The 17,664-nt window shown below is 57.6% G+C and carries 22 protein-coding genes, 3 tRNA genes and 1 pseudogene; 9 read left to right on the forward strand and 17 right to left on the reverse strand.

From position 1 onward, the window contains the following. The first annotated feature begins 10 nt into the window (after positions 1-10). The 3 genes from DAQ1742_RS08530 (at position 11) to DAQ1742_RS08540 (ending at position 278) form a co-directional block, all read left to right on the forward strand. A tRNA-Gly gene (locus DAQ1742_RS08530) sits at positions 11-86 on the forward strand. 23 nt (positions 87-109) lie between these two features. Continuing rightward, positions 110-183 (forward strand) — tRNA-Cys (locus tag DAQ1742_RS08535). Between the two features lie 8 nt (positions 184-191). Further along, positions 192-278, forward strand: a tRNA-Leu gene (locus DAQ1742_RS08540). A 180-nt stretch (positions 279-458) separates the two neighbouring features. Here the strand turns inward: DAQ1742_RS08540 and DAQ1742_RS08545 are convergent. Beyond that, entirely contained in the window at positions 459-701 is a 243-nt protein-coding gene (locus DAQ1742_RS08545; protein WP_074384647.1) for an ogr/Delta-like zinc finger family protein, read from the reverse strand. Between the two features lie 51 nt (positions 702-752). Next, a complete protein-coding gene (locus DAQ1742_RS08550; RefSeq protein ID WP_067487508.1) occupies positions 753-1,907 on the reverse strand; it encodes a phage late control D family protein in 1,155 nt (384 codons plus the stop codon). A 191-nt stretch (positions 1,908-2,098) separates the two neighbouring features. On the opposite strand from DAQ1742_RS08550, the gene DAQ1742_RS08555 reads away from it, so the two are divergent. Genes DAQ1742_RS08555 through DAQ1742_RS08580 form a run of 6 tightly spaced genes read left to right on the forward strand, consistent with a single transcriptional unit; the run spans position 2,099 to position 8,477 of the window. Further along, entirely contained in the window at positions 2,099-3,292 is a 1,194-nt protein-coding gene (locus DAQ1742_RS08555; protein ID WP_067487110.1) for a phage tail sheath subtilisin-like domain-containing protein, read from the forward strand. A gap of 2 nt (positions 3,293-3,294) precedes the next feature. Next, on the forward strand, positions 3,295-3,810 hold the full coding sequence (locus DAQ1742_RS08560) for a phage major tail tube protein (protein ID WP_067487107.1): 516 nt from the start codon (positions 3,295-3,297) through the stop codon (positions 3,808-3,810). 49 nt (positions 3,811-3,859) lie between these two features. Beyond that, complete coding sequence (locus DAQ1742_RS08565) at positions 3,860-4,162, forward strand: phage tail assembly protein (RefSeq protein WP_067487103.1); 303 nt, start codon at positions 3,860-3,862, stop codon at positions 4,160-4,162. A 32-nt stretch (positions 4,163-4,194) separates the two neighbouring features. Next, positions 4,195-4,311 (forward strand): GpE family phage tail protein, encoded by a 117-nt coding sequence (locus tag DAQ1742_RS08570; protein ID WP_074384646.1) that lies wholly within the window; start codon positions 4,195-4,197, stop codon positions 4,309-4,311. Positions 4,312-4,315: 4 nt separating this feature from the next. Beyond that, a complete protein-coding gene (locus DAQ1742_RS08575) occupies positions 4,316-7,951 on the forward strand; it encodes a phage tail tape measure protein (RefSeq protein WP_067487100.1) in 3,636 nt (1,211 codons plus the stop codon). Positions 7,952-7,961: 10 nt separating this feature from the next. Next, positions 7,962-8,477: a phage tail protein gene (locus DAQ1742_RS08580; protein ID WP_067487097.1), complete on the forward strand. Its 516-nt coding sequence runs from the start codon at positions 7,962-7,964 to the stop codon at positions 8,475-8,477. 59 nt (positions 8,478-8,536) lie between these two features. Here DAQ1742_RS08580 and DAQ1742_RS08585 read toward each other — a convergent pair whose 3' ends face one another. The 15 genes and pseudogenes from DAQ1742_RS08585 to DAQ1742_RS08655 all read right to left on the reverse strand — a co-directional run bounded on the left by DAQ1742_RS08585 (position 8,537) and on the right by DAQ1742_RS08655 (position 17,643). After that, positions 8,537-9,145 (reverse strand): tail fiber assembly protein, encoded by a 609-nt coding sequence (locus tag DAQ1742_RS08585; protein WP_067487094.1) that lies wholly within the window; start codon positions 9,143-9,145, stop codon positions 8,537-8,539. Next, positions 9,145-10,335: a phage tail-collar fiber domain-containing protein gene (locus DAQ1742_RS08590; protein WP_067487091.1), complete on the reverse strand. Its 1,191-nt coding sequence runs from the start codon at positions 10,333-10,335 to the stop codon at positions 9,145-9,147. Before DAQ1742_RS08590 ends, DAQ1742_RS08585 begins: the two co-directional genes overlap by 1 nt. Then, on the reverse strand, positions 10,332-10,943 hold the full coding sequence (locus DAQ1742_RS08595) for a phage tail protein I (RefSeq protein WP_067487088.1): 612 nt from the start codon (positions 10,941-10,943) through the stop codon (positions 10,332-10,334). The genes DAQ1742_RS08590 and DAQ1742_RS08595 overlap by 4 nt, the downstream gene beginning before the upstream one ends. Continuing rightward, positions 10,936-11,844, reverse strand: coding sequence for a baseplate J/gp47 family protein (locus DAQ1742_RS08600; protein WP_067487085.1), 909 nt, complete (start codon positions 11,842-11,844; stop codon positions 10,936-10,938). The genes DAQ1742_RS08595 and DAQ1742_RS08600 overlap by 8 nt, the downstream gene beginning before the upstream one ends. Continuing rightward, the gene (locus tag DAQ1742_RS08605) at positions 11,841-12,164 is read right to left on the reverse strand and encodes a GPW/gp25 family protein (protein ID WP_067487506.1); all 324 of its coding nucleotides are present in this window, start codon (positions 12,162-12,164) and stop codon (positions 11,841-11,843) included. The genes DAQ1742_RS08600 and DAQ1742_RS08605 overlap by 4 nt, the downstream gene beginning before the upstream one ends. A 22-nt stretch (positions 12,165-12,186) precedes the next feature. After that, positions 12,187-12,699: pseudogene (locus tag DAQ1742_RS08610) on the reverse strand (phage baseplate assembly protein V); the annotation flags it as partial. 88 nt (positions 12,700-12,787) lie between these two features. Further along, entirely contained in the window at positions 12,788-13,420 is a 633-nt protein-coding gene (locus DAQ1742_RS08615; protein ID WP_067487083.1) for a phage virion morphogenesis protein, read from the reverse strand. Then, positions 13,417-13,902: a phage tail protein gene (locus tag DAQ1742_RS08620; RefSeq protein ID WP_067487082.1), complete on the reverse strand. Its 486-nt coding sequence runs from the start codon at positions 13,900-13,902 to the stop codon at positions 13,417-13,419. Before DAQ1742_RS08620 ends, DAQ1742_RS08615 begins: the two co-directional genes overlap by 4 nt. Positions 13,903-13,942: 40 nt before the next feature. Further along, complete coding sequence (locus DAQ1742_RS08625) at positions 13,943-14,116, reverse strand: hypothetical protein (RefSeq protein ID WP_180706283.1); 174 nt, start codon at positions 14,114-14,116, stop codon at positions 13,943-13,945. Positions 14,117-14,154: 38 nt separating this feature from the next. Further along, on the reverse strand, positions 14,155-14,649 hold the full coding sequence (locus DAQ1742_RS08630) for a glycoside hydrolase family 24 protein (RefSeq protein ID WP_067487080.1): 495 nt from the start codon (positions 14,647-14,649) through the stop codon (positions 14,155-14,157). Next, positions 14,646-14,936: a phage holin family protein gene (locus tag DAQ1742_RS08635; RefSeq protein ID WP_067487077.1), complete on the reverse strand. Its 291-nt coding sequence runs from the start codon at positions 14,934-14,936 to the stop codon at positions 14,646-14,648. Before DAQ1742_RS08635 ends, DAQ1742_RS08630 begins: the two co-directional genes overlap by 4 nt. 8 nt (positions 14,937-14,944) lie before the next feature. Continuing rightward, positions 14,945-15,148: a tail protein X gene (locus DAQ1742_RS08640; RefSeq protein WP_067487074.1), complete on the reverse strand. Its 204-nt coding sequence runs from the start codon at positions 15,146-15,148 to the stop codon at positions 14,945-14,947. Continuing rightward, complete coding sequence (locus DAQ1742_RS08645) at positions 15,148-15,636, reverse strand: head completion/stabilization protein (RefSeq protein ID WP_067487071.1); 489 nt, start codon at positions 15,634-15,636, stop codon at positions 15,148-15,150. The genes DAQ1742_RS08640 and DAQ1742_RS08645 overlap by 1 nt, the downstream gene beginning before the upstream one ends. 100 nt (positions 15,637-15,736) lie before the next feature. After that, positions 15,737-16,555, reverse strand: a complete 819-nt coding sequence (gene gpM, locus DAQ1742_RS08650) for a phage terminase small subunit (RefSeq protein ID WP_067487068.1) — start codon at positions 16,553-16,555, stop codon at positions 15,737-15,739. 44 nt (positions 16,556-16,599) lie between these two features. Beyond that, complete coding sequence (locus DAQ1742_RS08655; protein WP_067487066.1) at positions 16,600-17,643, reverse strand: phage major capsid protein, P2 family; 1,044 nt, start codon at positions 17,641-17,643, stop codon at positions 16,600-16,602. Positions 17,644-17,664 lie beyond the last annotated feature (21 nt).

Consider the following 17,664-nt stretch of genomic DNA (forward strand, 5'->3'; position numbering starts at 1 on the left):
TCTGTCAAATGCGGGAATAGCTCAGTTGGTAGAGCACGACCTTGCCAAGGTCGGGGTCGCGAGTTCGAGTCTCGTTTCCCGCTCCAAATTAGTTAAGACGTTAAAATAAGGCGCGTTGGCAGAGTGGCCATGCAGCGGATTGCAAATCCGCCCACCTCGGTTCGACTCCGGGACGCGCCTCCAAATTCTGAGCCCAGATGGTGGAATCGGTAGACACAAGGGATTTAAAATCCCTCGGCGTACGCGCTGTGCGGGTTCAAGTCCCGCTCTGGGCACCATGCAATAAATGACTGATAAAAATAGAAATAAATAAAAACTCTTCACCGCCTCAAGGCGGTTTTTTTATGCCTGAAATTTAGCAAGTGGCAGCAAAATGGCAGCAGAGTGGCAGCACCCGTTTTTCGGGTATAAAAAAGGCGACTCCCAATCAGCCGCCATTGTTCACCGTGGTTGAATAATTAAAGAGCCAGATCCAGCTGATTCTCTCCACTATGACTACGCGGAAATATGTTTGATGGAACAAACGCACCGGCGGCGGGTTTGGTTTCATTCAGTGCGCCGTCAATGTAGGTCATGCTGGTAAAACAATGACCACACATCATATTTTGGCATTGGTGGTAACTACGGCGAGTCAGCGGCGTTATCTCTACGCTGGTTCTGGTTTTAGCAGTTGCGCGGCATTTTGGACATTTGATCGCCATGACAACCCCCAAAGGTGTTTTCAGTGGCGATATTATACACTGGTTACAGCGTTATTCGTCATCATCCGTATCGTCGTCAATTTTCGTTTCTTTAATATTCCAGTCTGTAATTTTCACCTCGAATTCCAGCGATGTAGTAAATCCGCTGCTGCCAATTTCATGCACGCAGCGTGTTATCACCCAGTCAGCCGTGTCGATTGGCAACTTGAATCCCGACATTCTCGCGTGCATTTCTGGATATAACTCAGCGCGGCCCCGCGCCAGCGTGACTGAAAACTCGGCTGCACCGCGCTGTAGTTTTCGCCAGTGCGCATCCGCTGCAATTCGCGCTGCCCGTTCCGTTTTGAACGTTTTTCGCATAACAAAAACATTGCCATCAGAGCCCGCGAGATAATTCCCCTCTTTTTTGCTCGACTTCGCTTTTGCCGTTCTGGCCGTCGTTGACCGCTTTCGTGTGATACGGGCAGGCTTCGCCTTGCCGAAATCCAGATCAAGCCAATATGCCGTGACACCGGTATAGGCATCTCTGTCTGCGACGCGAAACCGATGTTTGTCGCCGCTACTGCGTGTGATAGTGATAGATGGCAACGGCCGCCCGCTTTGCGAAACGGACTGACCGGGCACAAAAAACAGCAACATGCCGTCCTTTATCGTCGTTACCGCGCCGACCATTTCGGCCATTCGCGTCAAAAACGAGATGTCTGACTCATTCGTCTGGTCAGCGTGGTCAAGCTCCAGTTTCGCCAGATGCGCGGACACCCCGGCCCGCAGTCCGTAGCGGCTCGCGATTGCTGACACAACGTAGTCAACGGTCACGTTATGCCAGCTGTAGTCACGACGCACATTAAACGTATTGCGAAAATCGGCGCTTTTTGCACTGATGATCAGTTGGTCTGGCGGCCCCTGATGTGTAATTTCATCAACAACAAAACGCCCCTTGCTAACCAGCGGCTGGCCCTGCCAGCCCAGCGCAACCAGCAGCCTGGCACCCCTATCTGGCAGCAGCAGACGCCTGTCAGTATCATCCAGGGCCAGTTCCAGCGTGTCAGCCTCGAAACCGCGATTATCCGTTACCGTCAGCGAGATAACTCGCGTGTTCAGCTCTGTAATCTGGTCATTCGCACCCTCGATACGAACAATAAATGCCGGACGCGGCGAATAGCCGCCCAGCCTGTCTGACACATCACCGATAGCCGCACTTATCATATCGACCAAAATCACCTCCCCATTGGCCCATGTCACCCTCATCCGCGAGGGTGACATAGGCCATTTTGTCACACGCGCGCGTAGTGCCGACACGTTGTGATTGTCAGCAGGTTGCGACAATCACAACGACGTGCGCCGCTCGGCATCAACACAGATGATAGCGACGACATTTGACAGATCGAGGCCATGACATGAGTGACACGTATCACCACGGCGTCAGCGTCGGCGAATCAACAGACCTCAGCACCATCATCACTGATATCAATTCATCGGTGATCGGTGTTGTCTGTACCGCTGATGATGCCGATGCAATAACATTTCCCCTGAATGAACCTGTTTTGCTGACGCGCGTATCAAAAGTGCTGGGCAAAGCCGGTAAAACCGGCACGCTGTATACAACGCTGAAGGCGATTTCCGACCAGACTAGTCCGTACACCATCGTTGTTCGCGTGGCCGATGCGAGCAACATTGCAGCAGTCGGAAACGAACCCGTACAGACACAGGATCAGCTGGTCATCGGCGGCACGGACGCAAACGGGCGCTATACCGGCCTGTTTGCACTGCTGTCTGCCGAAGCCCGTGTCGGCCACCGGCCTCGCGTGCTGGGCGTTCCCGGTCTGGATACGCAGGTAGTATCCGCACAACTGGCCGTTATCGCAGAAAAGCTGCGGGCATTCGCGTACGTCAGCGCACACGACTGCGCAACCATGGCTGAGGCCGTCGCGTACCGTAAAAACTTCTCGCAACGCGAGCTGATGATCATCTGGCCTGACTGGATTGCGTACAACGCCACGTCGGCAAAAACCGAAACCGTTCCGGCAGTGGCGTACGCGCTCGGCCTGCGCGCCAAAATCGACGAAGAACAGGGCTGGCACAAGGTTTTGTCTAACGTCGCGGTGGATAACGTGCTGGGCATCAGCAAAGACGTCTATTTCGCGTTGCAGAGCACGGACAGTGACGCCGATTTCCTGAACGGCAACGGCGTGACCACGCTAATCAAACAGAACGGGTTTCGGTTCTGGGGCTCGCGGACGTGTGACACTGATGCATTCGTATTCGAAAGTTACACGCGCACCGCACAAATCCTCGCCGATACCATCGCAGAGGCGCATTTCCCGTACATCGATAAACCGTTAACGCCATCACTGGCGAAAGACATCATTGACGGTATCAACAAAAAACTCCTCGCGCTGGTGACATCCGGGCGTCTGCTGGGCGCGCGCTGCTGGTATGAGACCGATGCAAATACCAGCGAAACGCTGCGCACCGGCAAGTTGACCATCAAATACAACTATTCGCCCGTCCCGCCATTGGAGCACCTGGATCTGGTTCAGGAATTCACGGACGAGTATTACGCTACGTTTGCTAACACATTCGGGGGCTAATCATGGCTCTGCCTAAGAAACTAAAATATTTCAACATGTTTATCGATGGTGACAGCTACCTCGGCATGATCCCGGAACTGACATTGCCCAAACTCAGCCGAAAAATGGAAGACTATCAGGGCGGCGGGATGCCGGGCAGCGTGTCGATTGACCTGGGCCTGGAAGCGGGCGCGCTGGACATGGAACTGACAATGGGCGGTGTGGATGCGCGACTGCTGAAAAAGTACGGCTCGCCGTCTGCGGATGCTATCCAATTTCGTTTCGCTGGCTCATATCAGTCTGAGGACACCGGACTGTCAATCCCTGTCGAAGTGCAGACGCGCGGGCGCTACACCGAGGTTGACACAGGGTCGGCAAAAATGGGTGATGACACGACCAACAAGTTCACCCTGAAAAATACGTATTACAAGTTGACCATTGATGGTGAGGACGTCATTGAAATCGACGTCATCAACGCCGTATTTAAATCGGGCGGCGTTGACCGAATGGAACAACATCGCGCCAACATGGGCCTGTAACCCACCCCGTATACGAACCGAACAAAACGATTTTTAACCGGAGATAACCATGCCACAGACCATTACACTGCAAACCCCGCTCACTCGTTCCGGCGGCGACGTAACCGCCGTCACCATCACCGACGCACTGAAACAGGCCGGCAGCCTGCGCGGGCTAAAAGTCTACGACGTGATGACGTCCGACGTTGACGCGCTCATGACGTTGCTACCGCGCGTGACCAGCCCCGCGCTATCACCCGATGAACTGCGCCGTATGGACGTATGGGACTTCTGCCAACTGGCGAATTCGGTGGCCACTTTTTTGCAACCGAGTGCGGAACAGAAGACCGAGCCGGAGACGACCGCCGGATAATACAGTGCCCATTCGCGTGCATTGAAGAACCGATGGCTGACATCGCCGCTATTTTCCACTGGCCACCGTCGGTGATGTACGACATGACGATTAGCGAACTGATCGCATGGCGGAGCCGGGCGGCCGCGCGCAGCGGAACCCCGGAATGACAGAATGACAGATCGCAACCTCAGCATACGAGTGGCGTTCAGCGCCACTAACGGCATCAGCGCCGCCGCCGGAACAGCACGGAACAGCACGGCGGCGCTGGCCGCACAAATCAGAACCACGCAATCCACACTCAAAGACCTGGAGAGGCAGGCCGCCAGTTTTGACCGCCTGAGCGCTGCCAGCAACAAAACCGCCCGCGAACTGGACGCCGCCAAAGCACAGGCAGCAGCAATGCGCGCGGCATATGGCCCACTGAAGGGCCGCACGGACGAACAAACGGCAGCGCTGGAGAAGCAGCGCTCGGTTATCGCCCAGCTATCGCGCGCGCACTCAGCCGAGCAACAAAAACTCACGCAGATCACGACAGCCATCGGGCAGCATGGCGTCGCGCTCGACCGCAGCAAGAGCGCCACCGATCAAATCAGCCAGGCCACGGCGCGGTATAACCAGCAGTTGACCGAGCAACAGCGCCGGCTGACGACCGTCAGCCAGGCCCAGCAGCGCTACGACAAAGCCAAGGCCACGCAGGAGAAACTACGGGATACCGGCGGGAAAGCACTGGCGGTCGGTGCAGCAACGCTGGCCCCTGCGGTCGCCGCAGTGACGACGTACGCGAAAACAGAAGACGCGATGAAGGGGGTCGCAAAGCAGGTCAGCGGGCTGCTTGATGAGAACAACAAGCGCACGGCACGCTACAGTGAGATGCAGGCAGCAATACAGGCGCACTCTGAAAAGTTGCCCCTGCAAAACGGTGCCATCGACTATGCAGCGCTAGTCGAAGGCGGCGCACGAATGGGCGTCGCAAACGATGACGATCCGTTTGAGAAGCGCAAGGCCGACCTGCTCGCCTTTGCAGACACCGCCGCGATGGCAGCAAAGGCGTTCGAGCTGCCAGCCGAGCAGCTAGCGGAAGATCTCGGCAAAATCGCCGGGCTCTACAAAATCCCGACAAAAGACATTGAGCAGTTGGGCGACGCCATCAATTACCTTGACGACAATGCGATGTCGAAAGGTAGCGAAATCATTGATGTAATGAAACGCGTTGGCGGCGTCGCTGACAAGCTGGGGTACAAAAACGCGGCGGCGCTGGGCTCAACGTTCCTCACGCTCGGCGAAGCCCCTGAAATTGCCGCGAGCGCGACGAATGCCATGGTGCGCGAGCTATCCATCGCGACGAAACAGGGCGATGGATTTATGGAGGGGCTAAACCGACTCGGCCTGAGTGCAAAAAAAATCCAGCAGAACATGTCAAAGGACGCGATGGGCACGATCATCACCGTGCTGGAAGCGGTGAAAAAACTCCCTGAGTCCGACAGAACAGCGGTACTGACGGACATTTTCGGCAAGGAATTTGGCAAAAATGCAGAAAAGTTATCGAACCGACTCCCGGAGCTGTACCGACAGTTAGAGCTGGTCAACAGCGCAAAGGCCAAAGGGTCTATGCGCAAAGAGAATACGGTTGATATTGACTCAATATCATCGCAGTGGCTACTGACCAAAGCGATGGCGAAAAACACGGTCAGTGATATCGGCCAGTCGATGCGCCCCGAGCTGATGCAACTGATGGCCAGCGTGCAATCAGCAATATTGCGCGTCAAAAGTTGGGTTGCAGCAAACCCAGAACTGGCAGCAGCGCTGGCAAAAGGCGCCGTGCTCATTGGCGCACTGGTTGCCGCATTCGGCGCACTGGCACTGGTATCAGCAACCGTGCTCGGCCCACTGGCGTTGATGCGATTCAGTTTCGGGCGTCTGGTTGGTGGTGGCGGCATGGGGCTAATGACCATGCTGACCGGGCGTCTGTCCGGCAATCTATCTGGCCTGCTACCGTCAATATCAAAAATACCGCCGTCGTTATTGTCATGGCGTTCTGCGGCAGCAGCGGCAGGCAGCGCACTCACTGCATCATTAGCCGACCCCGGATCAGCACTGGATGCGCTGGGCAGTAAACTGCGCAGCGTCAGCGATGAGTCGGGAAATAACGACAGCACTAAAGACAAGGATGATAAGGCAAAAGGTGACAAGGCCGACAAGGCCGAAAAACCCGAAAAGCAAAAGCTCTCACATTCCATTTTAAAAGCCGGAGCAAAGGCAGGGGCGGCGTTGTTGCCGAGCCTGCCAGCCATTGGCAGCGGTGACATCACATCACAACTGGAGCCGTTAAAAGCGGCGTTCCCGCCCGTTTCAGACGCGATGGAGGCGTGCAAGACGGCGGGCACATCGCTAAATGAGTGCCTATCATCCATCGGGAACGGCAGCGGCGGGAACATCACATCACAACTGGAGCCATTAAAAGCGGCGTTTCCGGCAGTCACAACCGCTATTGATGCGTGCAAAACGGCGGGTGCAGACCTCGGCGTAGATTTCGCGTCACTCGGCGGTGTCGGCACAGGGGTATTCACCGCGCTCAGGACGGCAGTCATGCTGCTATTTAGTCCAATCGGACTGATTGGCGTCGCGCTGATAGCTGCCGGACTACTGATATACAAATACTGGGAGCCGCTCAAGGCATTTTTTGAGGGCTATTTTGGCAGCATCATGACGCAGTTAGAGCCACTCAAGGCGTCATTTGCAGCACTCAGCCCTGTTTTTGACGGCATCGGACAGGCTATCGGGCGAGTGTGGGACTGGTTCAGGTCGCTGTTCGGGCCGGTACAGCAAACCTCGCAAGATCTGGAGGCGTGCAAAAACGCCGGCGTCGCACTGGGTAACGTGGTCGGGGCGGCACTGAATGGGCTGGTTAGCGTCATACTGAAAGTAGCGGCGGGTGTTGGCTGGTTGCTGGAAAAACTCGGCGTTATACCTGAAGCCGCCGGCGCAGCGGCCGCAGCGGCGAACAAGATGAACGGTGCAATGCCAGAAGCCACCGGCGAGCAAAAAAAACCGGTCATGTACGTCTGGGACGAAAAGCTGAAAAAAACGGTAGCACAAGAGTGGACACCGTCACCGGCAAAAGACGCCCCGGCGCTGGTTAAATCCGGGGAGGCGGCGCAGGTAAACAAGCCGGAATCAAAACCAGAAACAGAACCGGCAAAAAACAGCGCACCTCCACCGGCAAAAGACACCCCGGCACTGGTCAAATCCGGGGAGGCGGCACAGGTAAACAAGCCGGAATCAAAACCGACAGAGACAAAAACCACGCCCCCTGTCGGCACACCCGATCTAACCGGCCACAATGCGCTGAAGAAAGACAAAAAGCCAAAGCACACCGGGCCCGCGCAACCGCCGGCAGAGCAACGAGACCCAAACAAGCTGGGTGATATCGTATTTAAAAATGTGCCGCCGGCCATTATGTTGACTAGTGCATACGCAGAACCGACGTATTCTGCCGCCGCCGCTGCCGCAGCACCTGCGACGCAGTTGGCAAAGACCAATCAGAACCCGAACTCCCAGGCCATTCCGTCGGTTCAGCCGCCGGCATCGACAACAACAGCACCGATCGCTACCCCTGCGGCGACAATGGCGGCGGCATTGAGCAGCAATCGCGGGACTGATAGCTACGTTATAAACATCAGCATTTCAGACGCACGAAACGTTGACGAAACGAAACTAGCGGCGCGAATCCGTCAGGAGATAGACGCTATCGAGCGAGCAAAGCAGCGGCGGCGCGGCGCTCAACTCACAGACAGAGCAGACACATAGGCAGGTCAATATGATGATGATACTGGGGTTATTCCCCTTTTTGCGTCGCACAACGCCGTACCAGACGTTAGAGCATCAAATGACGTGGCGGCACGTCAAAAATGAGCGAGTCGGGCAGTACGCACGATATCAATACATCGGGCCGGGCGAGGATAAACTGACGATATCAGGCGACCTGTACCCCGAAATCACAGGCGGCGACCTGTCACTCACGATGCTGAATTTAATGGCGGCGTCGGGAAAGGCATGGCCGCTGATCGACGGGACGGGTCGCATTTATGGCATGTACGTCATTACTGCAATAACGGAAACACGCAGCGCGTTTTTCGACGATGGAAAGGCGCGTCACATCGCGTTCACGGTCAACCTGGAGCGTGTAAACAGCGATATGCGCGAAATGTTCGGACAGATCAGCGAACAGATTGATGGATTGACTGAAAAGGTTTCCAGCGCGGCCAGCTCGGCAATGGATAGCGCGACATCAGCAGCGAAAAGCGGAATGGACACACTAAAGGGGCTATTTTAACGGCCCACGAGGGCCGTTTATCCAGGCAGTATAGTCAACGCTGGCTATGCTCGATACACTCATGCCGGCGTTGCAGGCCAGTCGATATCCGGTGCGGCGGCAGTGTCAATGCGACCTAATTGCACCAGATAGCGTTTCCACTCTTTCAGTAAGCGCGTTTCCGTCTCTGTCGCCATCGCCAGTTCTTCGGCATAGGTCAGCTCGCTGATGCGCTCACGGGCGGCCTGCCGCCGGGCATCAAGGTCGCGCTGTGCTGCCAGTACCGTTGCAGCATGCTGCGCCGCTGTATCCGTCACCCATGCATCGTCTTGCCAGCAGTCGAACTCGCTGGCTGGTGGCAGCAGCGTCAGGTGCTTTGGCAAATCACCCAGCGAGCCAATTACCTGCGGCTGACGGGTGCGGGTGTCATAGGCCGTTTGGCCGCGAAAGTCCGCCACTACCTCCCAACTTACACCGTCGGCAGTGCGCCGTACCGCCTGCCCGCTCGCCACATCCGCCGGTGGTGCATCGGCGTAGCTGTGTGCGGGCACGCCGGTACCGGTCATCAGGTACTCTTCACTGCTGCCGCCATACTCGCCGGTTTGCGTATCAGCATGATAAACCGTCAGCCAGCCGGTATTGGACGCCAGGCCATTCTCTCCTAATACAGCGATGTCATTGGTTTGCATTATGCAGCCCTCACGATGTAGTTAAAGGCGACGTTGCGGGGGCGGGTTTCAGCCGCCACGCGCGGAGCCCCCCCATTAAATGCCCGATTTGATATCGCGCCGATCAAATCTCCACCGCCGTTAAATGCCGCGCCGCCGTCAACAATCGGCAGATTCCCGCCCCCGGCGCCCTGCCCCGAATATCTCATGTCACCGTGGCCGTGGTCTTGCACCGCATCAGTCTGAACAGATAGCAGCGCACGCCCCGCATCCACCCCACGCCCATCATCCCAGCCGCGAATAAACTCGCCGCGCAAATCGGGCAATACGCCAGACGGGTAAATCTGTGCCAGTTTAGGGTAGACCGTTTTATCAAAGGCCTGGCCGTTACATTTCAGCCAGCCAGTGGGCGCAGCGGCCTGTGGCCACGGCAGCGGGATACCCGCGATATCTGCGATATCCAGTTTTTTGGCCAGGTTTGCGGCGGTGGTCGCCAATATGCTGGCAGAGACCGTATTAGCCGCTGCCGTCACAAAAGCCGTGGTCGCCAGTTGGCTGTTATTGGTTCCCGCCGCCGCCGTGGGTGCGGTCGGCACGCCGGTAAGCGCAGGGCTTGCCAGCGGCGCATATTGTTTGTGTGGATTGACCGCTGCACTATGCGCGGCCAGTGAGTTGTCGGTGTAGGTTTTGAGGTCAGTCCTTGCGTTATTCACCCGAGTGTCTGTATAGGCTTTTGCATCAATAGTTTGCGCATCGGCATATGACCGCGTGGCCAAAACCACCGACGGGTCGATTTTCAACGTTACCGCATCGGTGCTGCTGACAATCAATATCATGCGCACCGTCTGCACCCGGCCCGACCCTTCCTGTAACTGCGGTTTGTAGGTTTCCGGGCAGTTGGCGACAGCAATCAGATTGCCGCTGGCGTCATACAGACCGATTTCACGTATCCACCAGCCGCCCTCATCCTCCGGTATCACCTGCTCGGCGATAATCTGACTGGGGTTTGCCGGGTCAACACTCAGAGAATTGAGCGGTGCCCGACGACGCTCATTGACCAGTTTGGTTTGTGCCGGGTCGGGAGTGGGCAGCGCGCCGCCGCCGTCGCCCAGCGCCATCTGGGTAATTTGCAGCTGCCGCCCAAGCGCGGTAGCGTTCGCCAGCAACGCCGCGCCGGTAGCCGTCAGCAGGGCAAAATATTTTGTTGTCATGCGTTCACGCTCATGTTGTCAGAAAGATGCACCGCCGCCGCGCGCCTGTCCGCGCTGGTGGTGGTAATGGTTTCAGGAAAGTAGGGATAAACCGTCAGGGCATCACCGCTGTACTGCCCGGCGCAAACTGGCGTTGTCCCCTGACTGTCGAGGTGAATAGCCAGCCCCAGCAGGTGACGGCTCACCGGTTTAGCATCCGCAATTAATCGCTCCAGCTCGAGATAGGTCGCCTCGGTAATACCGCTATCCTGCACGCCGATATCCAACCTGAACGTGCCGGGCGCATCGCCGGTCTGCCACCACTCGGTAATGCGAATCAGATAGCCGAACGGCTCCACCACCCGGCGCAGCGCGCCAATGGTGCCCTTGTGTCGGTGAATAAAAAACGCATCCTTAATCACCTGGCGTTTCACGACCTCCGACCAGCGCTCATCCCAGCGATCGACAGAAAATGCCCACGCCAGATACGGTAGAAACGACACCGGGCAGGTATCGGGGTTCCATACCTGACGGATAGGCACCGACAGCGCACTGATATCAGCGCAGGCTGCCGCTAGTCGGCGTTCCAGCGCTGATGCGGACGGCGGTAACAAGCTGCTGTTACTCATCACTGCCACCGATGGTGATTTTATAGCCGGTGCAGTACGCAGCCTGCGTGTCGTCAAGCACCACATCCGCCGCCGGTGCATCCAGCTCCACCCGCTGCACACCCTCGACGTGCAACGCGGCATACAGCGCCGAGCGGCGAATATCACGCCCGAGCCGACGTTGCGCACTGATGTAGGCCGTTAACCTGGCCTCTGCTGCGACGCGAATTGGCCCAGCTGCGGGGCCGGGGTAGCAATACAGGCGCGCGGCGACGCTATACGGCACGACCAGCGCGGACTTAACCGTTACCCGGTCGCCTACCGGGCGGATATCCTCGTCATTCAACGCAGCGGCCACTGCCGCTAACAACGCGGGGGGAGCCGTGCCGTCACCGTCCGTCGATAGTACAGTGACCGTGACCGTAGCCGGGCTGGGACTGATCGCCGTGGCATCTGCCACACGTCCGTCTGCGCTGCGTGCGTGATACACATACGCGCCCATCGGCCCGGCCACGCTCAACCCTTCAAATGCCGACTGCGCCCGCGAGCGCAGATCAGCGTCGGACTCCATCACCGCCGCCACTGCCGGGATAGCCGTGTCGTCAGCCGCCGAAATGGTCAGACGTTCGACATTCAGATTCGCGGCCAGTTGATCGAGGTCTGCCCCCGCTGCGTAGGCCAACATGACCGCCCGCGCCGCTTCATTGATACGCTGACGCAGCATGATTTCTCTGTACACGCTTTCCTGTAGCAACTTCACAACCGGATCTGACTCCAGCGTCAGTGTCGCTGCCACCGCCGGGCGCTCGTCTGCGGGATACAGCGACAGAAATGCCGATTTGCGGGTTTCCAGTAGTGTTTCATAATCCAGCACCTCAACGACCGTCGGCGCTGTCAGTTGAGACAAATCGACAGTGCTCACAGCGTCACCTCTGTGCTAAAGGCTGCGTCACTGTCCGTGCGAAGACCGGCGATAGTCATCGTCGCACGGCCCGCCTTAGGCACCCCTAGCACGATCTGCGTCGGAATGATACGCGGCTCCCAGCGCATCAGCGCGCTGTATACAGCAGATATCATCCGCAACCGCAGCACCTCATTAAACGGCTGGTCTACCAATGAAAACAGCATCGAGCCGTAATCGCGCCGCATCAGTCGCGAGCCGACAGGCGTGGTCAGGATATCGATAATTGACTGACGAATATGCTCTACGTCTGCGATCGCGGAGCCGGTGCGGGCATTCATGCCCGTATAACGATTCACACCGGCCCCCGGTATTACTACCGCCCGGCAGGACGCCGGAATGCTGGTGGGTATGCACGACAACGCCGTTAGAGGTCAGATTGCCGCCGCGTTGCGTGACAGGGCCGTTGATTGTTACCGCTGAGTTGATCATCATGGCGTCGGCATTGATGACCATGTTTTTTATGCCATTGATCAGCAACCGCCCGGACGCCGGTTCATACTCAAACCGCGCACCGTCGGGGAACACGGCCACCTGCGCGTCAGCGGAGTCAGACGGCGCTGGGTGAGCGCTTGAGAAAATCGCGGGCAGTACAAATGCCGTACTCAGCTCGCCGCCAATGGACAACAGCAACACTTGTTCTCCCACTGACGGCGCTGACCACTCCCGCGACGCGCCCGCGCGCGAGGTCAGCCAGGGCAACCAGTCAGTCGTCAGTCCACCCGTTTTCACTCTGCACCCGGGGCGCGCGCGGTCAACTTCGGCCACCACGCCGACGCGGATCAGGTTTTGGATCAGTCGCTGTAATTCGTTCATAGCTGGCACCGTTTTATTATCACCGTGCCAGTGTGAGATCCCACGCGCGCGCGGGCAATGTGTTGCGATTGTCAGCGTATGGCGACAATCATGACGGCTGCATGGCACTCACGATAGTATCGGCCATCCAGTCGATATCCGGTGCAGACAGGCCCAGCAGTTCACGCGCCGGATACTGCACACGCGAGCGACCCAGTTGCTCAGTCTCGCCGTACTGATGAATGCTGGCAATGGCGGCAGTCTGCCCGGAGAAACCCACTTCTACGCCGTCAGACTGTACCGACGTGCGCAGAAATCGCGCCGTGCGCAGGCGGCGAAACATCTTGTCTTTGCGCTGTGTGGTTTTGGTGGTTTTGTTGATATCGATAGACAGGTAACGCTCGATGTCGGCGCGAAAGAAGCTGCGCAGCGCGCCACGCTCAACATCAAATCCGGTGATCATGCGACCACCCCGGCCCCGGCTGTTACGCCAGTTCCGCAACTCGCGCACGTCGTTATTCCAGAGAAACCGGATGCCGCCCTGTGTGCGTCGAGTGGCACGGCGGCGCGCGGCGTAGGGCGTGCCATCCGGGTTTTTCTGTTGATTGATGCGCTTTTGCTGACGCTGACGCAGCCCTGCGGCGAGCTGCCGCGACAGTCGTCGGCGCTGGTTATCTGCCAGGTGCTGCTTAACCGTTTGCAGATATGCATCCAGTTCATGAAACAGTGCGTCGTCACTCATTTGTCACCCGCAGTATCACCGCTGACTGTGCTGGCCATATCGCGTACAGCCATCGCCCAGCCGTCCATCCCCTCCATCAGATCCGGCGGCGCGTCGGCGCGGTGGTGGACAACCGGCTTTCCGCTCTCCGACGTCACCGCCACGGCTTCCGCTACCTGAATTTTCACCAGCAGGTCGATCGCGTCATTGCTGAGAATATCCACTTCGAACGTGATGCCGTTCTTCTGATTGTCAGGATTAAACAGCAACTCCGGCTCATACTGCCGCGCCCATATCTGTATCGGCAGCATGATATCGTCAGTGCTGCCGGGGAAATCCATCACCAGCACCTCCAGCGTGTACTGGTATTCAAATGACGCAGAGGCACCGCCGCGCCCGACGACGTGACCGCGCGGCACATATAACACCAGCCTGTCAGGGTTAGCGCGCACCCACGGCACAAGGCGGCTTATTTCCTGTCGCAGCAGCTTCGGTTTCAGCATAATAACCCCGCAATGGGCAGGCTGCGCCCGCCCTTATTGCTTACTTCCATTTGTCCGGCAGGGCCGCGCCGACCACCCCGGCCGCCGTCACGCCCGCCGACACCACCAGTGCCTGGGTATCCACACCCAGCTGTACACCAAACACGCCCGCCATGAACAGGATGATCCCGCGCCACGTGGACGGCTCTTTTAATCGTTCCAGAATGTAATTCATCACTACCTACCTATTATTGTCGTTACAGTGACAGGCAGTCAGGCTACAACCCCGCCCGCCCGCCGATAAACCGCTACCAGCCGGTCAAAGCTGTGCTCACGCTGACCGTAGCCCGCGCCGGGCAGCGATGCCCAGATGTTATTGCAGGCGACGATCGCGCAAGCAATACGCCCAGCAATTACGTCATCCAGCGCCCGGCGCTCGCGGATAAGCTGAATTGCCAGCGTATCTTGTGATGCTGGGCTAAAATCCGGCAGGCGTAACAGCTTCTTGTATGTGGGCCAGTAGCGGTACAACTGCTGATAGCGTCCGGCGGCGGTAGAGCGCTGGCCCTGCCTGTTAAACACTTTCGCCGGTCGGCCATTGGCGAACGGATGATCGCGGTAGTCAGTGAAAATCTCTGGCTTGCCATCTGAACCGGTCACAATCACGTCATAGCCACGATTTTTCGTCAGCGAGTGCGTTGCCGTACCTTCGGAAAACGCCAGCATGTCGAGAAACGCCGTCACATTCGGGTGAGTCACTGTGCTCATTGCGCCTCTCCCTTCCCCTGCCGTGCAGCGCGGCGCTGGATCAGCAGTTCGACAGTTTGATAGCCCGCGATACCGAGCGCCGCGCCGATGCCGTTAATGGCGAGCGGCGACAGCGTAGGGAATTGCACCAGTGCGGCACCCGCCATCACTGAAACAAAGCCGCCCAGCAGCACACGGCCAACGAACAGGCGCAGCGTGATCGGCTCACTGCCAGCCAGCATCCTTCCTACCGCAATCAGCACGCCGATGATGAATAGCGTGATGATGCTTTTTTCACTTTCGTTCATAAAAATCCTTAATCCCAGAGTTGCACGGTTTCCGCGAACTGCGGCGTGGTGTCATCCGGCAGCGTGACCACCGTTCCGGCAGGGAGTAGCGGCCCGATTTCACACAGACCCGGATTCGCGGCGTAAACCGCTTCCGTCACCCCGGCCGTCTTGCCGTAGTACCGCCAGCACAGCAGGTCTACCGTGTCGTTTTGCGTTGCAATCACTCGCATCAGACCAGTTCCGCCGTACCGCGACCGACGCCCTGAATATCCCTTATGGCCCACTGTGCGTCACGCCACAGCGTGTCTATCTGGGACGTCAGCGCCTGCGCGTGTTTTTCGCCCTCTTTCGTGGTATCGATATCGCGGTAGCCTTCCGTCAGCAGCGCCTTCGCCGCTGAATACACTGCCCGTCGGTAACGCCAGACCAACACCGATTCACCGTTGATCGCAGCTGCTTCAACATCACCGAGCGCCGCCGCACCCGTCCGCTCCTGTTCTGCGCGGTATTCGCGCAACTGTTCATTGACGCTGGCGACGGCCTCTATGGTTTTATCCATCAGCCTGTCTGTCGTCACAGCCCCATCCAGCCGCATCGCCTTTCGTAGCGCAGCAAGATTGATCACCGGCCAGAATGCCGAACTGCTGACCGTCGCCCCGCCGTCGTCAACATCCGTCAGGGCAGTATCATCAACGGGTTCAGGAAACATCATGTTCATAGTCGTAGCTCCGATGGGTCAGGCGGTGGACGGCGCGACAACGAACGGACAAACCGCCATTGCCGCACCGTGCCGCCTGGGTGCGCGGGGGCACATTCAGTTACACAGCACGTTTACCGCGTGTGCTCTTGTTCACTTTCGTCTTGCGAGCAGGCTGACGTGATTGCCGCACCGGCTTTTCCGGCGGCGGTGTTTGATCCGGTAAGGGTTCAGCGCTCTGATTAGCGCCCGCGTCGTCCCCGTTATCAGTTCCGTCTGCCAGCGCCGCTTTCTTGATTGCCCGCCCCAGAATTTCGATATCGCGTTTCACGCCAATGCCGTCAAACAGTGCAATCGCGCGCTGTAACCACTCACGCGCGGCGGTCAATTCATGTGAGCTGAGTCGCAGGGTGTAGCCGATTGACTTGTACAACTTGGCGCGCACCATGTCTGGCATATCTGCCCCGGCCGTCAGCGCATTGAGCTGCAACAACAGCGCGACATCGAGCGGCGCGCGGGCTGCATCCGCTTTAAACGCAGCGAGCACCGGATCGCAAATCTCATCGACCAGCGCCGTGGCAGCCGTACGTTTGTACCTGTCGGGCATCGGCAGGCCGTGGCGGATCACGTATTCACCGATCCGCAGCGCGGCGGATATGTCGCCGACATCAATCGACCACACCATCATTGTGACCAGCACTTCATCCGCCTGGCCGGTATCCGCTGCCAGCGCGCCGTCAATCCACCCCTGATAATTGGGTAATAATTCACGTTTCATCAGCGCCTTAGACTGACTCGACTGAATCTCATGCAACCGCGACTGATCGAGCCGGAGCCGATGTAGCTGTTGCTCATACGCTGTATTGTGATGCACGGCATCAGACAGCCCACGGTGACGCGCAGAGACTGACTGAAAATGCCGTTGTGCAGGTGTCAGCATGTTGCCCCCTGTTGGGCCGGAATACCGGCCCTGCTAACAATGGATTACGCTGCTTCTGACCCAGCGAATGTAATACCCTCAATCAGACAGCCAGCGCCGTAGTCTTCGACGGCGTATGCATCATTTGTCGATTCATAGGTGGCGACGCGGTTGTATTCCGACTCATCTTTAACCGACCTGCGCTGCGCCCCCTCTTGGTAGTAGATAGACAAATTGCTAAACGGTGTGACCAGAATCGAACCCGCCGGAAAATAGGGTGCAATGAACGTCGGAAGATTCGCGATCGATTTGCGGGAAACAATCAATTGCCCGGCCATCGCCTCAGAATTTGGGTTCGTGGTACTGATGGCGTTCAGGATCGGGAAGTCGCGCGAGGTCAGCAATTGACGACCGGTAATGACGGCCAAGTCCGGGGATTCACGGAACCACTCATCAAGCAGTGAATTCACAGCATCAAAAACCAGCGCGTCATAGTTGCCGTACATGCCCTTTGCGACAACCTTGTTTTCATCGTCGCGATGGGTCAGCGTAACGTTTTTCAGCACGCGTGCCGGTGCGTTGTTGCGGTACTGCTGCAACCAGCCGATATTCACATCCTGCAATAGCGGATTCTGTGTCAGATCAGACTTGGCGGCACGACTCGTGCCGTTAAACCCGATCATGATGCGGTCCAGAGCCTTACGGCGAATGACTTGCTGACTGATGCGCGCCTGAAAATCTTTGAATTTCGCCCAGGAATCCAACTGTGAATACGTGATGAATGTGTCACTGTTGGTTTGTTCGCAGCGATATTTACCGCTGTCCAGCGTGTGAACGCTGCGCGGCTCGCGGCGTTCCGTGCTGGACGAATTAGATGACGCCACCGGGCCGCTGATCCCCAGCCCCAGTTTTTCGCCCTCCATTTCAGACACCGGCATGATATTGATTTTTTTCAGCAGCTCGTCACTGGCCTGGATCTTGTTTTCCATCGTCTGCTGTACCGACGGGGCTACTGAGAATTGCGCAGCGACATGCGCCTCGTTGACGCCGTTCAGCTCCGCCTGTCGGCGGACATAGCCGTCCCACAGGACGCGGGTTTCATTTTTCATAATGCATTCCGTTAATCAGTA

Source organism: Dickeya aquatica (genome assembly GCF_900095885.1).
GTDB classification, from domain to species: Bacteria; Pseudomonadota; Gammaproteobacteria; order Enterobacterales; family Enterobacteriaceae; genus Dickeya; species Dickeya aquatica.

Coding starts and splice junctions, on each gene's coding strand:
- gpM (WP_067487068.1), bottom strand. CDS start 16,555: ATGCTGACACCTGCACAACGGCATTTTCAGTCAGTCTCTGCGCGTCAC.
- DAQ1742_RS08565 (WP_067487103.1), top strand. CDS start 3,860: ATGCCACAGACCATTACACTGCAAACCCCGCTCACTCGTTCCGGCGGC.
- DAQ1742_RS08560 (WP_067487107.1), top strand. CDS start 3,295: ATGGCTCTGCCTAAGAAACTAAAATATTTCAACATGTTTATCGATGGT.
- DAQ1742_RS08625 (WP_180706283.1), bottom strand. CDS start 14,116: ATGAATTACATTCTGGAACGATTAAAAGAGCCGTCCACGTGGCGCGGG.
- DAQ1742_RS08545 (WP_074384647.1), bottom strand. CDS start 701: ATGGCGATCAAATGTCCAAAATGCCGCGCAACTGCTAAAACCAGAACC.
- DAQ1742_RS08585 (WP_067487094.1), bottom strand. CDS start 9,145: ATGCAAACCAATGACATCGCTGTATTAGGAGAGAATGGCCTGGCGTCC.
- DAQ1742_RS08590 (WP_067487091.1), bottom strand. CDS start 10,335: ATGACAACAAAATATTTTGCCCTGCTGACGGCTACCGGCGCGGCGTTG.
- DAQ1742_RS08635 (WP_067487077.1), bottom strand. CDS start 14,936: ATGAACGAAAGTGAAAAAAGCATCATCACGCTATTCATCATCGGCGTG.
- DAQ1742_RS08630 (WP_067487080.1), bottom strand. CDS start 14,649: ATGAGCACAGTGACTCACCCGAATGTGACGGCGTTTCTCGACATGCTG.
- DAQ1742_RS08615 (WP_067487083.1), bottom strand. CDS start 13,420: ATGAGTGACGACGCACTGTTTCATGAACTGGATGCATATCTGCAAACG.
- DAQ1742_RS08655 (WP_067487066.1), bottom strand. CDS start 17,643: ATGAAAAATGAAACCCGCGTCCTGTGGGACGGCTATGTCCGCCGACAG.
- DAQ1742_RS08640 (WP_067487074.1), bottom strand. CDS start 15,148: ATGCGAGTGATTGCAACGCAAAACGACACGGTAGACCTGCTGTGCTGG.
- DAQ1742_RS08570 (WP_074384646.1), top strand. CDS start 4,195: ATGGCTGACATCGCCGCTATTTTCCACTGGCCACCGTCGGTGATGTAC.
- DAQ1742_RS08605 (WP_067487506.1), bottom strand. CDS start 12,164: ATGAATGCCCGCACCGGCTCCGCGATCGCAGACGTAGAGCATATTCGT.
- DAQ1742_RS08550 (WP_067487508.1), bottom strand. CDS start 1,907: ATGATAAGTGCGGCTATCGGTGATGTGTCAGACAGGCTGGGCGGCTAT.
- DAQ1742_RS08580 (WP_067487097.1), top strand. CDS start 7,962: ATGATGATGATACTGGGGTTATTCCCCTTTTTGCGTCGCACAACGCCG.
- DAQ1742_RS08575 (WP_067487100.1), top strand. CDS start 4,316: ATGACAGATCGCAACCTCAGCATACGAGTGGCGTTCAGCGCCACTAAC.
- DAQ1742_RS08595 (WP_067487088.1), bottom strand. CDS start 10,943: ATGAGTAACAGCAGCTTGTTACCGCCGTCCGCATCAGCGCTGGAACGC.
- DAQ1742_RS08620 (WP_067487082.1), bottom strand. CDS start 13,902: ATGCTGAAACCGAAGCTGCTGCGACAGGAAATAAGCCGCCTTGTGCCG.
- DAQ1742_RS08555 (WP_067487110.1), top strand. CDS start 2,099: ATGAGTGACACGTATCACCACGGCGTCAGCGTCGGCGAATCAACAGAC.
- DAQ1742_RS08645 (WP_067487071.1), bottom strand. CDS start 15,636: ATGAACATGATGTTTCCTGAACCCGTTGATGATACTGCCCTGACGGAT.